Origin of the sequence: Acinetobacter sp. Tr-809 (assembly GCF_011753255.1) — a bacterium.
Taxonomy (GTDB): domain Bacteria; phylum Pseudomonadota; class Gammaproteobacteria; order Pseudomonadales; family Moraxellaceae; genus Acinetobacter.
On record NZ_VWVZ01000002.1, the window covers coordinates 342,356 to 355,481 of the forward strand.

The following is a 13,126-nucleotide window of genomic DNA, read 5'->3' on the forward strand; positions in this document are numbered from 1 at the left end:
GATGCTTCCAGCTATTATTGTCGTTGTTGAACTGGCAGGATATGCAATAACCGCATATGAAATATACCGTACAGCTTCTAATGCTTATGGTGAGGTGAAAAACTATCAGGACAATATTAAAAAGGCTAAAGAAGAAATCAAAAAGATCATGAAGGATCTTGGGCAGGAAATTTCAGATAAGATTGATAAGCAAAAAGAAAAAGTCCTGTTGACGACATTAACCACTGGTGACAAGCAAACAGAAAGTACCAAAAAGGCAACAGGGAGGCCGCAGCAGAAAAGTGCAGTGATTCAGGGGGCGATTAAACAGAAAATCCCATTTCGGCAGATCATTAGTCAGGTTTGTGAAAAAGCTGAACAGTTGCCTATGATTCAGTTGAGAAAACAGAAGGGGAAAAAGTTAAAAGATGTTATTCCCAAAAACAAGGTGGATGTTGTAGCCAAGTTATTGAAGATGACCGCCGAAGAGCTTGCAGGTGCAAATGTAGACGAATATATCATCGTGAGATTAAAGCAGCTTGCCGTGAACTTTATGTTTGAGTTCATGGATGAGCTTGTCAAATGGAAAAGTCCATTAAAGGCCGAAGTGTGTTTTGGATATGATGCAAAGACTAGAAAATATTTACCCCCACAGCTTGCAGGGGCAACACGGCTAAAGCGTTCTGGTTCTGATATCAATCCATTTTGGCCGATGCCTTATAAAGGGAAAAATACTATCGGTGCAGATATTGTGATTCCAGAATATCGTGGTGAGCCTTTAACCTTGACCAATATCTTTGCACTGGTGGAGATTAAGTTTCAGGGAGATAAAATTGAAAAAGCTCAATTTGATAATTACAAAGATTTAAAAGACCAATGTGCCCAAGCTAAGAAAGCTAGTAAGGTGACAGCAAGTGAAGGTTTTAAGTTGTCTTTGTTTCGTTATCCTGAGGATATATCCCCAACAGAACATAAAGATTCAAAACCAACTACCCCAAGTAGAACACAGAAAACACGTTAGGAATTTCACTCATGAGTACATCTGACATTTTTTTAAGTGATGAAGAGATTTTTGAATTAACCAGAGACATGCGTGAGAATACGTCTATTATTTATGGTGAAGATGACCAAGAATTTGGTATTACCCCTTATATTACTTTTTATGTTTACCATCAAGAAGATGGCGTGGAAGCTATTGCTAATCAGGTGATTGATCTTTATGAAGAGTTTGAAGCTAAGATTATAGATAAGCCATTCAAACTTAAATATAGACATAAGACAAGTACATGGAAAAAGGCTGAGAAATGGCAACGAACCCGACAGGAGTTGCTAGATGAAATGCATGAAAGCTATAAAAAGTACTCTGTCTATTTTATTGCAGCTACAACTGGTGATTCAGATATTCAAAGTGCACGTTGGGCTTTAGAAAGTAATATTAGGGACAACGGTTTAAGATATTCGAGTCTAAAGCTATCATTTGGGGATCAATGGTATAGAGAACATAGACAGCAATGGTATGGTTTTGTTGAAAAATGCCTAGTTAAGCTCAATCCGATTCAAGCCTATAGTGGTTATGAAATAGGTAATACAACTCAATTTCCAATGGTTTCTCCTGAGTTTGAAACAGTAGAGCGAATTTTTAGTGATTACTTTTATGGCTTGGATATTGATCATCCAAGTGAAATGAGTACTTCTCATGACTATCCTGATGGATATATTCATTCATCTGCTTTATCTGCTGGTCTTCGTACCCCTACATGGTGCTTCTTGCTTTCACCTTATTGGATTGAAAAACTAGGACTGACAGAAGAGCAAATTCGTTCAAAACTCAATGACCCACGTATTGAAATTACTAAACTACCAGACCCAACGGATACTCATAAATTCAGTCTATGGATACGTTTAGGTGATTTGTCACTTTACCCTGTTGAAGAGGGTGTACCTGATTTATTGGTCATGGCCAATGAGTTGATAAAACCAATTCGATGTAACGAATTAAAGCTAACCACGTTAGATGCTTGGGATGATGACCCTAATCCTAGGTTTGATATAGAAAGCTCGCCACAGTGGATTGCCCGTTTTGATGAGGACAGTACATGGCCTGAAGGGAAACGCGTAAACCTAGAGAGTCATAGTTCCAATGCGGATACGCAGTTAGCTATTAGGGCTGGTGAAAAATGCCCACAATCGGGTTATTGGTTTACCGTTGCTCAAGTAAACTCACGCAGGCACTTTGAACAAGGTGACCTATTCCCAGATATCAAAAGTGATTGGGGCGAGGTTTACTGGCAATTTGATGGTGATGACTAAAGCTCTGAATGAAACTGAGCCTGTAAATTATTTTGTTTGTTCCCTTATCCTGAAGATATCGCCCTAGAAGAAGGTAAGGGTAAACAGAATGAACAAGCAGGAACCAAGAAGTCTGGTAGAGGTGGGCGATAATGAGTACGGTTGAACCTTTTTTAAGCGAAGCAGACCAAGTTGAATGGATTGAAGAGATTAAAGCAACTGATAAGCTTTGGGTGATTGGTGACGAGGGCGGTGATGTATATGGTATTGGCCCCTATGTTTCTTTTTATATTTATCATCAAGAGATCGAATCTTCAGAGTTGATCACAAAATTCATTGAGATTTTTAATGAGTTTAATCAAATCAATAATGAAGAGTGGACCTATTTTGTGCATCCTGTTAAGGATGTATTTATTAAGGCAGATAAAGCACAAGTACTATTAGCTGATTTAGAGAATGTTTGCCAAAGACATTACCATAGAACGGGTTCAGTCTATTTTACTGCAACTGTTTCAGATGACACTGAAGTTAGTTCGGCGGTTTGGGCTATAGATTTCAAGGTCGATAGCCACCCTTATATGGCTTATAGTGTACTGAAAATGAACTTTAGATATGCTTGGTATATTGAGAATCAGGAAAATAAAGAAAAGTGGCATCAGTTTGTTGAACATTGTATTGATAAGTTAAAGCCTAGACATGCTTATAGTGGTTTTGAGATTGCTCAAGCGGCTTCCTTGCATTTAAGTAGTTATGATATTAACAGTTTAGAAAAGATCGTCACCAAGGCTTTCTATGGTGTCGATATTGATCATCCTAGCTTTAATAGAGGTCATGATCATGAACGAGAAGATGGATATATTGATTATCAAGATTTAGGCTCAGGTATACGAACACCTGTTTGGAGTTTTTTACTTGATCCATATTGGATTGCAAAATTAGATAAAACTGCCGAAGAGATCAAAGCTTACTTTAACCGCTTTAAAGAAGTTGAGATCAAGGAAATCGAGTATCCAGAAAATCAGACAGGTTTATGGATACGACTTGGGGAGCTCTCTATGTATCCTGTTGAAGATGGTGTGCCTGTTTTGCCTGTTTATGCCAATGCTTTAATTAAACCGATACGTTGTGATGAGCTGAAACTAGTTGGCTATGCACAATGGGATGATGATCCTAATGAGCATCTGAGTTATGAAGAAGGGATTGCATGGATGCGTCGTTTTGATGAAGACAGTAGTTGGCCTGAAGGGAAGCGAATCAATAAGGTGAATGGATTATCTTTAGAGGAAGATTCACTCAAAGTGAAGGGCGGAGAGTTATGTCCACGCACTGGTTATTGGCAAACTCCAGCACAACCAGATTCACGACAATATTTTGAGCAAGGTAACATTCTTCCAACTCTTGCCGAGCTAGATTGGGGAGAGGTGTATTGGTATTGGGATGGTGAAAATTAATTTAATCATTTGAGAAAACCATCCTCGTTGGATGGTTTTTTTAATTAAGTAATCTAAGAATATGGTGGAGGAACCAGTTCAATTAGTTAACAAATGAATACTCATAAGCATCTAAGTAAAAGGAATGTAGACATACTGCCATAGCAAAAGAGGCAGACAATAAGGCAAAAGTTTTTGACAAATCACGCGATAAAAGAATTAGATAAAGGTACTTTTTATGAGTTTTTTGACTGAAAGAAGACAACAGTTTTTGACGGAAGCAAATTTTCATGGCACTAGGGATTTAACTTTGCGTGTAATGCAAAGGCAAAAAGATAATTTGAGTAAATCAGAAGGTGCTGATGTTGGATGGCATTTATCAATGTGGTTTGGTATAGCTGAAGGGACATTTAATAATTTTATATTGTCATATACCGCAGGTGAGTCTATTGAAAGTTTACGTTATGCATTAGAAAATGTAGTTGTTGCTTATGAAAATTATTTAAAGGCATTATTACAAAATAGCGGTGATCCAAATGAAATGGCATTTCCAATAAGATCTTTTGATGGGTATTGTCCTTATTTATGGCTAATAAGCTTATGTTATTTATTGCATCGACAGGATTTATTACCAAGAGTTGCTCGTTTAGTTGATGGTGAGGATGAGGAAAATGCAGGTATTGATTTCAATATAGAAGAGCTTCTTAATTACTCTATTACTCTAAAGAGTTAGAGCGGTATGAAACTGATGATTGTGTTTCTGGATGTTACGGTCTTTTTGCTGATGCATTAAGTGAACCTAATAAAGTACAAGCATTAAACTTATTAAATGGTTTTCTAAAAAAATGGTATAAGGATTTATCAGCAGCTCCTTGGCATGATAGTCATTTAAGTGATGACGGATATTTTGGGTATTGGGCTTTCGAAGCGGGTGCAGCAGTCTACTTATTAGAAATTGAAGACGATAGCAGTCTTCATCAATATTTATATTATCCGAAAGATTTAGTTCAATTTGCGAAGACTTTTGTACCATTAGCAAATGATATAAGCAATAAGCAAGGAAATCAGCTTAGATGTGAAGCTGGTGAAAATTGCCCAAAAACAGGCGACTGGTATAGTCCCGCTAATAATATGGAAAAGCGTCATTTTAAGCAAGGCGAAACGATGCCTGAGATTAAAAACAATCCATGGGGCGAAACCATTTGGTATTTGGATTTAAGTCATTGATATGAATTAAAAGGAACTGATAAGGTTCCTTTTTTATAACAAATATTTTCTGGTAGTTGATAAATAAGCTGATCGAGTCTAGATATAAATCATTTAGTTTAGAACAACTAATTATCTTAGGCTGGATACGTATTGATGGAATAACTTTGATGATTACATTACTCAATGAAAGTGATTGGAAAATACAAAAAAGAGAGCCATATCAAAAATATAAAGATTATGGAAATGTTATAACTCAAGCTTTAGAGTCAGTCCAAATAGTTGGTGAAAAAATAAACAATAAAGAGTTTTTAAAAGATAAACCTAAAGGTGCAATTTACTTATCATCTAATCATTTCTTGAAAGCTTCTTTAGAACTTATTATTTATAGCTATTCTGCAGGAGTTAATGTTGTTGAGCTTGCAAAATATTTTCCAAGAGTAGTTGAATCCCTTCAAATTTTAGCTAAACACCATATCAATTTTCATAAAAGTAGTGAATGTGATGGTCATTTAGTACCTCATTTAGAGTTAATAACAGATGAATATTGGGAAGCACTACAATTAGTTTGTTTTTCGATACTATTTGCCCAACCTGAGCATTTGCCAACGATCATGGATATTTTGGCTTATGAAAATGATGAACAAGATGCATTGTTAGATAAGTTAGTTTCTCCTTGGTTACCAGAGCGAGATATTTCGAATATTTATTTAAGACAGTTGCCTTATCGCAAACTAGATAAAATATTTGCAGCCAAAGAAGAAGACAGACCTAAGTTGATGTCACAGTATTTGGATGAATGGTATGGTGCTAGCAAACGCGAGCCGTATCATGATCGACATAAGAGTAGTCAATTCCCAGGCTATTGGTCACTAGAAGCTGCGGCAGTCACAGTAATATTAAGAATAGATGACAGTAGCTATCGAGATAAATCCTATTATCCAAAAGATTTGGTTGATTTTGCTCGGAGTCAATTTTCATTCTAAAAATATCGTGCAATGGATTAGACATATTGAAAAATAACAATTGGATTAAAGCCCCATACATGATGAGGCTTTAATTTATTGCACTAATCTATTTTAAATGTACATTATTGCCGTGCCAACTCCGCTTGTCCTGTATGCCAACCACCACCTAAAGCACGGATGAGGTCTACACTGGCAATCATTCGACTACCATGAAGCTGCGCAGCCAATTGCTCTTGCTGCAAGATACTTCGGTCAGAATCAATTACATCCAGATAACTAATACTGCCTTCACGATAACGTAAATGTGAAAGCTGATTGGCATGTCGGGATGAAGTAAGTGCTTGACCCTGAGCCTGTATTTGCTGATCCAAAATACGCTGATCAGACAAACCATTTTCAACTTCACGGAAAGCATTAAGTACCGTTTGCCGATAATTCGCCACACTTTGTTCATAGTCAGCCCGTGCTTGTGCAACACCTGCCTTACGTTGCCCGCCATCAAATAGCGGTAAAGATAAAATTGTGCCAGCAACCGGACCGAGTAAAAAAGTCCGACTCGACCATTTACCTAAATCTCCTAAACTCGAAGATTCATAACCCAGCGCACCAGTGAGATCCAGTTTGGGGAAAAAGGCAGCACGGGCAATACCGATGCGTGCATTATCGGCTGCCATAGCACGTTCTGCGGCAGCGATATCAGGACGACGTTCAAGCAAGCTCGAAGGTAAACCCGCAGGCAGGCGAATCGCTGTAGCAGACAATGGTTGAGTCGCTAAGCTAAATTCAGCAGGTGGTTTACCGAGTAATACTGCCAATGCATGTTCGGTACTGGCACGATTGCGTGTAATACTGAGTGCAGTGCTTTGGGCAATTGAGAGTTCGGTTTGTGCGCGAGAAACATCCAGATCACTGACGAGGCCATTGCGATAACGTGCTTGAATCAAATTTTGATTCTCTGTCAGTAACTTGATGTTTTGCGCATAAATGGCTTGCTCAGCATCGAATTGACGAATCAGAAAGTATGCCTGTGCCACATCTGCTTGCAAGGCTAACAGTGCCGAATGATAAAGTGCTTCCTGTTGCTGCACATCTGCGGTCGCTGCATTGATACTGCTGGCAACCCGTCCAAATAGATCCAGTTCATAGGAGACATTGGCTTGTGCCCGCCATAAGGTACGTGCAGATGTCGGTGCATCTGCATCGAGTCCTAAAGAAGCGGGTGAGGGCTTTTGACGGGTTGGCCCAAAACCTGCCCCAATACTAGGTAAGCGTTCAGCTTGTGCAGCAGACCTCAAGGCACGAGATGCTTGAATATTGGCTGCTGCCGCTTTTAGACTCTGGTTGCCTGAGATAGCCTGTTGTTCTAGCTCATTCAGTTGTGGATCATTAAAAATACGCCACCACTCACCGCGAGACTGCGCATCGGCAGGTTGCGCGACAGTCCAGTTGGGATCATCTAGTTTGGCATCCGCTTCCTTAAATTGCAGCGGAATGACCACCTTGGCTGGCTGATATTCAGGTGCCAATGAGCAGCCTGCAAGCAGCAGGCTTCCCATTAGAGCTGAGAGTATCCAGTTTGGTTTGAATCCTGTCATATTCTGCTCCTTAGTGATCGTGTGAACTGTGCAGTGGTGCTTCATGCACAGCTGCCGAATGCAGTTTATGTTTGCTGTTCAGGGTACGAATCAATACATAGAAGGCAGGTGTCAGGAACAAACCAAAGAAGGTCACTCCGATCATGCCAAAGAACACCGCAACGCCCATGGCATGACGCATTTCAGCACCTGCACCTGTCGAAGTAACCAATGGAACCACACCCATAATGAAGGCGATTGAGGTCATCAGAATCGGACGTAAACGTAAACGGCTGGCTTCAACCGCAGCATTGAATGCAGTCGCGCCTTGCATTTCCAGTTCTCGGGCAAATTCCACGATCAAGATGGCATTCTTACAGGCCAGCCCGACCAGTACCATCAAGCCGATTTGGGTAAAGATGTTGTTATCACCGCCTGTGAGCCAAACCCCTGTTAGTGCCGCCAAGATACCCATTGGGACAATCAGAATTACAGCCAATGGCAAGGTGAGGCTTTCATATTGAGCAGCTAAGACTAAGAACACTAACAGCACACTGATCGGGAACACCCATAATCCAGCATTACCTGCCAAGATCTTTTGATAGGTCAAGTCGGTCCATTCAAACTTCACCCCACGTGGCAAGGTTTCAGCAGCAATCCGTTCAACCGCAGCTTCGGCTTGGCTTGATGAATAACCTGGTGCAGGTCCACCATTAATATCCGCTGCGGTATAGCCGTTATAGCGCACTACCATTTCTGGACCATAGGTTTGAGTCACATTGACCAAAGAAGACAGTGGTACCATTTGTCCAGCATTGTTACGGGTTTTAAGCTGTAAAATATCTTCAGGATTGGCACGGAAGGGTGCATCGGCTTGGGCACGCACCTGATAGACGCGACCAAAGCGGTTAAAGTCATTCACGTATTGTGAGCCGAGGTAAATCTGCATGGTATTAAATACATCGGTCACGGCAACGCCTTGTTGCTTGGCTTTGACCCGATCCAGATCAACATTCAGTTGCGGCACATTGATTTGATAACTGGAGAACATTGGCCCCAATTCAGGTGCAGATTGTGCCGCCTTCATAAAGGATTGCGCTGCGTTATTCAATTCGGCATAGCCTAAAGCACCGCGATCTTCCAGCTGGAGTTTAAAGCCACCCATAGTTCCGAGACCCATCACCGGTGGTGGTGGGAATACTGCAATATAAGCATCTTGAATTGCGGAATATTTCTGATTCAAAGCACCTGCAATAGCATTGGCAGACAGATCAGCTGCTTTGCGTTCAGCAAAAGGTTTCAAAGTGACAAAGACAATCCCTGCACTGGAACTGTTGGTGAAACCATTAATGGATAAACCAGGGAAAGCCACTGCACTTTCCACGCCAGGTTGTTTTAGTGCAGCATCACTCATTTTACGAATCACGGTTTCAGTTCGATCAAGTGAGGCACCATTTGGTAATTGGGCAAAACTGATTAGGTACTGCTTATCTTGTGCTGGGACAAAGCCGCCCGGAACGATATAAGAAATCCCAATGGTCAGACCGAGTAGTACTGCATAGACACCCATCGCTGAGGTTTTATGCGAAATAACCCGACTGACGCCACGACCATATTGATCCGATGCACGTGAAAATACACGGTTAAATAGGGCAAAGAAACGTCCGAAGATACGGTTCATCACGCGGGTCAGGAAATCAGGTTTGGCATCATGACCTTTCAGCAACATGGCGGCCAACGCAGGTGATAGCGTGAGGGAGTTGAATGCCGAAATTACAGTGGAGATGGCAATGGTCATGGCGAACTGTTTATAGAATTGCCCTGTTAATCCTGTCATAAAGGCCAGAGGGACGAACACGGCAACCAAGGTCAACGCAATGGCAATAATCGGTCCACTGACTTCACGCATGGCACGGTAGGTCGCATCTCTTGGACTGAGCCCCGCTTCAATATTCCGCTCGACATTTTCCACCACCACGATGGCATCATCGACCACAATCCCGATGGCGAGTACCATCCCGAACAGTGACAGTGCATTGATGGAATAACCAAAGGCCAGCATCAAGGCGAAGGTACCAATGATTGAAACAGGTACTGCCAGTAAAGGAATAATCGAAGCCCGCCATGTTTGCAGGAATAAGATCACAACCACAACCACCAGTGCAATTGCTTCAAGCAGGGTATGAATTACCGCTTTGATACTTGAACGTACGAATTGGGTTGGGTCGTAAACAATGTCGTATTTAATCGAGGTTGGAAAATCTTTAGACAGTTCCGCCATGGTGCTGCGTACTTGGTCCGAGACCTGTAAGGCATTGGCACCCGGTGCTTGGAAAATTGGAATCGCAACGGCCTGTTTATTGTCCAGTAATGAACGTAAGCCATATTGTGAAGCGGCCAGTTCAACACGGGCAACATCACCCAATCGTGTTACCGCACCATCCGCAGCCGTTTTTAAAATAATATCGGCAAATTCCTGTTCGGTACTTAAACGACCTTGCGCATTCACCGATAGTTGTAAAGGAGAATTATTGGGTGCTGCACCAATAGTTCCTGCGGCAACCTGAATATTCTGTTCGCGAATCGCATTCACAATTTCAGTCGCGGTGAGGTTACGTTGTGCCACCTTTTGTGGGTCTAACCATACGCGCATGGCGTAATCGCCTGAACCAAACAGACCAACTTCACCCACACCTTGTAGGCGTGCCAGACGGTCTTTGACATTGAGCACTGCATAGTTACGCAAGTAGGTCATGTCATAGCGATTATCTGGTGAGGTCAGATGCACCACCATGGTCAAGGTTGGTGAGCTTTTTAGCGTAGTCACACCGAGACGTTGTACATCTTCAGGCAAACGTGGCAGGGCTTGAGAAACCCGATTCTGGACCAGTTGCTGGGCTTTGTCGGGATCAATCCCGAGTTTGAAATTGACGGTAATGGTCAGGTTGCCATCGCTGTTGGCTTGAGACTGCATATATAGCATGTTCTCTACGCCGTTGATGGATTCCTCTAAAGGAGAAGCAACCGTTTCAGCAATTACTTTTGGGTTGGCACCTGGATATTGGGCACGCACTACCACAGAAGGCGGCACCACTTCTGGATATTCAGAAATGGGTAGTTGGAAAAGGGAGAGTAAGCCCGCCAGTAGAATCAGGACGGACAGCACCCCAGCAAAGATCGGGCGATCAATAAAAAATTTAGAAATATTCATGAGGATTAACCTTTTGCCGAAGTTGGGGTTTTTTCTGTAGGCTGAGGTTGTTGTGCTGTGTTATCGGTAATGATTTGAGGATTCGGCATAGGGACCAGATGTGGGTTCACAGCATCACCCGGACGAATACGTTGCAAACCATTCACCACGATTCGATCACCGACTTGCAGACCACTATTGATGATTTGCAGACCATCATGTTGTGCGCCGAGTTTTACTTCACGGTATGCAGTTTGATTTTTCGCATCGACCACCACCACAAAACGTTTGTCCTGATCGACACCAATCGCAGTCGGGCTAATCAGAATCGCTGCGCGTGGTTGTCCTCCGCCCAAACGAATGCGGGCATACAGCCCAGGGAGCATCACACCTTTGGGATTATCAAAGGTGGCACGTACCCGAATGGTGCCTGAAGTGGTATTTAAATTATTGTCGATCGAACTGATATAACCTTCACGGCTAAAACCAGACTCATTCGCAAGACCTAGATAAACGGGGACTTGAGCTGAATTGCGTTGATTGCTGATGTATTTTAGATAGGTTTGTTCATCGACATCGAAAGAAGCATACAGACGTGACACCGAAACTAAACTGGTGAGGACTTGTGCACCATTGCCTGCTGAAACCACGTTACCCACCGTGACTTCGGCACGTGAAATACGGCCACTAACAGGTGCCGTAATACGGGTATATTCCAGATTTAAACGGGCGGTTTCCACTGCAGCTTTGGCTGCTTGCAGGTTGGCATTGGCCGAGCGAGCTTCATTTTCCGCTTGATCGAGTTCTTGATGGGCAATCGCATTACTTTGGATTAAACGCTGGTTGCGGCCTAAGTTAGCTGAAGAGTACGTCACTTGCGCTTCAGCAGAAGCCAGTTGTGCTTTGGCGCGATTCAGTTCTGCTTCAAAAGGGCGAGGGTCAATGGTGAATAGTAAGTCGCCCTTATTCACTAAACTGCCATCTTTAAAATGCACGGCAATCAGTTTGCCTGAGACTTGTGGACGAACATCAACTTGATCGATGGCTTCGAGACGTCCAGAGTATTCTTGCCAATCGGTAATGGTCTGACTAACGACACTGGCGATATCAACGGTTGCAGCAGGCGGTGCACTTGCTGTGGAAGTGGCTTTCGCATCTGCATTTTCTTGGAAGAGAATAAAACTGCCACCCGTTGCAAAAATAGCAAGAATGACGGCAGACAGCGTTAGCTGTTTGCGAGAAAGTGACATGGGATGCTCCTGGTTATTTGAATCCCTGTTTTCAGACTTTTTGTTGTGGTCTGTATGGGAGAAACAGGTTTATGGAATGAAAGGAGCATAAAAGTTTGTCAATTACGAATAAATATACTAAATTTGATAACACTATTCGTATTTTTATAATAATTGTTGTGTCAAACTGAAAAAATGCAGCAATGAGGAGTGGGCGTGTGGATCTATTTCATGCAATGAGAGTCTTTAATAAAGTGGTTGAAACCAACAGCTTTAGTCTGGCTGCCGATAGTCTTGGGCTACCGCGTGCTTCTGTCACCACGACCATTCAGGGTTTAGAAAAGCATTTACAGGTTCGTTTACTGAATCGAACCACCCGTAAACTGAGCCTAACACCCGATGGTGCAGTGTATTATGACCGTACGCTGAGAATTTTGGCTGATGTTGAAGATATTGAGGCCTCCTTTCACGATGAGCAACGAGGGCCACGAGGCCGTTTACGTATTGATCTACCTGTCTCGATTGGTCGTTTAATTTTAATTCCAAGATTGCGAGAGTTTCATCATCGTTATCCCGATATTGAATTGGTGATTGGCTTGAATGATCGCCCAGTTGATTTGGTGGGAGAGGCGATTGATTGTGCCATTCGGGTTGGAGAATTGCAGGATTCAAGTTTAATTGCACGCCGTATCGGTACGTTCCAGTGTGCTACGGCAGCATCGGCCTGCTATTTAGAAAAATATGGTGAACCGAAGACACTTGAAGATTTACAAAAAAATCATCAAGCCATTCATTTCTTCTCCAGTCGGACAGGACGCAATTTTGATTGGGATTTTGTGGTCGATGACTTAATCCAGAGTGTCAGTGTTAATGGGCAGGTGTCGGTCAATGATGGCGATGCTTATATCGCTTTGGCGCTGCAAGGCTTTGGGCTGATTCAAGGACCTCGTTATATGCTGACCAATCATTTTGAAGCAGGGACTTTAAAAGAAGTCTTGCCGCAGTGGACATGTGCACCGATGCCGATTTCAGTGGTATATCTACAGAGTCGGCATTTATCCCAAAAAGTTCGGGTCTTTGTCGACTGGGTGGCGGAGCTGTTTGCAGGATGTCCACTATTGGGTGGTAGTGCTTTGCCGTTGGATCAGAAATGTGAGTTTGCCTGTGACCAGAAAAGCAATCATGAATATACCATTCGGACTTTGGTGGAGCAGCATAATATTGCTGAGGCGCGTGCTTTAAAGACTTAAAGATCATTAAA

At 42.4% G+C, this 13,126-nt stretch carries 9 protein-coding genes and 1 pseudogene; 7 read left to right on the forward strand and 3 right to left on the reverse strand.

The features are described 5' to 3' along the window. Nucleotide 1: 1 nt before the first annotated feature. The 6 genes and pseudogenes from F3J02_RS05705 to F3J02_RS05725 all read left to right on the forward strand — a co-directional run bounded on the left by F3J02_RS05705 (nt 2) and on the right by F3J02_RS05725 (nt 5,890). Entirely contained in the window at nt 2-1,000 is a 999-nt protein-coding gene (locus tag F3J02_RS05705) for a hypothetical protein (protein ID WP_167248093.1), read from the forward strand. 11 nt (nt 1,001-1,011) lie between these two features. Then, complete coding sequence (locus F3J02_RS05710) at nt 1,012-2,289, forward strand: type VI immunity family protein (RefSeq protein WP_167248094.1); 1,278 nt, start codon at nt 1,012-1,014, stop codon at nt 2,287-2,289. Between the two features lie 131 nt (nt 2,290-2,420). Next, nucleotides 2,421-3,719 carry a type VI immunity family protein gene (locus F3J02_RS05715; protein ID WP_167248095.1) on the forward strand — a complete coding sequence of 433 codons (1,299 nt, stop codon included), beginning with the start codon at nt 2,421-2,423 and terminating at the stop codon, nt 3,717-3,719. A gap of 217 nt (nt 3,720-3,936) precedes the next feature. Then, entirely contained in the window at nt 3,937-4,431 is a 495-nt protein-coding gene (locus tag F3J02_RS18570) for a PoNe immunity protein domain-containing protein (protein ID WP_228284329.1), read from the forward strand. Between the two features lie 59 nt (nt 4,432-4,490). Beyond that, nucleotides 4,491-4,925 (forward strand): annotated as a pseudogene (locus tag F3J02_RS18730) (PoNe immunity protein domain-containing protein); the annotation flags it as partial. Between the two features lie 149 nt (nt 4,926-5,074). Further along, nucleotides 5,075-5,890 carry a PoNe immunity protein domain-containing protein gene (locus F3J02_RS05725; protein ID WP_167248096.1) on the forward strand — a complete coding sequence of 272 codons (816 nt, stop codon included), beginning with the start codon at nt 5,075-5,077 and terminating at the stop codon, nt 5,888-5,890. A gap of 104 nt (nt 5,891-5,994) precedes the next feature. Here F3J02_RS05725 and F3J02_RS05730 read toward each other — a convergent pair whose 3' ends face one another. From F3J02_RS05730 to F3J02_RS05740, 3 genes are read right to left on the reverse strand one after another with little or no spacing between them, the layout of a single operon-like run. Beyond that, nucleotides 5,995-7,467: an efflux transporter outer membrane subunit gene (locus F3J02_RS05730; protein WP_167248097.1), complete on the reverse strand. Its 1,473-nt coding sequence runs from the start codon at nt 7,465-7,467 to the stop codon at nt 5,995-5,997. A 10-nt stretch (nt 7,468-7,477) separates the two neighbouring features. Then, on the reverse strand, nt 7,478-10,657 hold the full coding sequence (adeG, locus tag F3J02_RS05735; RefSeq protein ID WP_167248098.1) for a multidrug efflux RND transporter permease subunit AdeG: 3,180 nt from the start codon (nt 10,655-10,657) through the stop codon (nt 7,478-7,480). A gap of 5 nt (nt 10,658-10,662) precedes the next feature. Then, nucleotides 10,663-11,886 carry an efflux RND transporter periplasmic adaptor subunit gene (locus F3J02_RS05740; protein WP_167248099.1) on the reverse strand — a complete coding sequence of 408 codons (1,224 nt, stop codon included), beginning with the start codon at nt 11,884-11,886 and terminating at the stop codon, nt 10,663-10,665. Nucleotides 11,887-12,083: 197 nt separating this feature from the next. Between F3J02_RS05740 and F3J02_RS05745 the strand changes: the two genes are divergently transcribed. Further along, nucleotides 12,084-13,115: a LysR substrate-binding domain-containing protein gene (locus tag F3J02_RS05745; protein WP_167248100.1), complete on the forward strand. Its 1,032-nt coding sequence runs from the start codon at nt 12,084-12,086 to the stop codon at nt 13,113-13,115. Nucleotides 13,116-13,126: the final 11 nt, after the last annotated feature.

What these genes read in the sequence shown, in the direction of transcription:
- F3J02_RS05705 (WP_167248093.1), top strand. Translation starts at nt 2, where the DNA reads ATGCTTCCAGCTATTATTGTCGTTGTTGAACTGGCAGGATATGCAATA.
- F3J02_RS05710 (WP_167248094.1), top strand. Translation starts at nt 1,012, where the DNA reads ATGAGTACATCTGACATTTTTTTAAGTGATGAAGAGATTTTTGAATTA.
- F3J02_RS05715 (WP_167248095.1), top strand. Translation starts at nt 2,421, where the DNA reads ATGAGTACGGTTGAACCTTTTTTAAGCGAAGCAGACCAAGTTGAATGG.
- F3J02_RS18570 (WP_228284329.1), top strand. Translation starts at nt 3,937, where the DNA reads ATGAGTTTTTTGACTGAAAGAAGACAACAGTTTTTGACGGAAGCAAAT.
- F3J02_RS05725 (WP_167248096.1), top strand. Translation starts at nt 5,075, where the DNA reads ATGATTACATTACTCAATGAAAGTGATTGGAAAATACAAAAAAGAGAG.
- F3J02_RS05730 (WP_167248097.1), bottom strand. Translation starts at nt 7,467, where the DNA reads ATGACAGGATTCAAACCAAACTGGATACTCTCAGCTCTAATGGGAAGC.
- adeG (WP_167248098.1), bottom strand. Translation starts at nt 10,657, where the DNA reads ATGAATATTTCTAAATTTTTTATTGATCGCCCGATCTTTGCTGGGGTG.
- F3J02_RS05740 (WP_167248099.1), bottom strand. Translation starts at nt 11,886, where the DNA reads ATGTCACTTTCTCGCAAACAGCTAACGCTGTCTGCCGTCATTCTTGCT.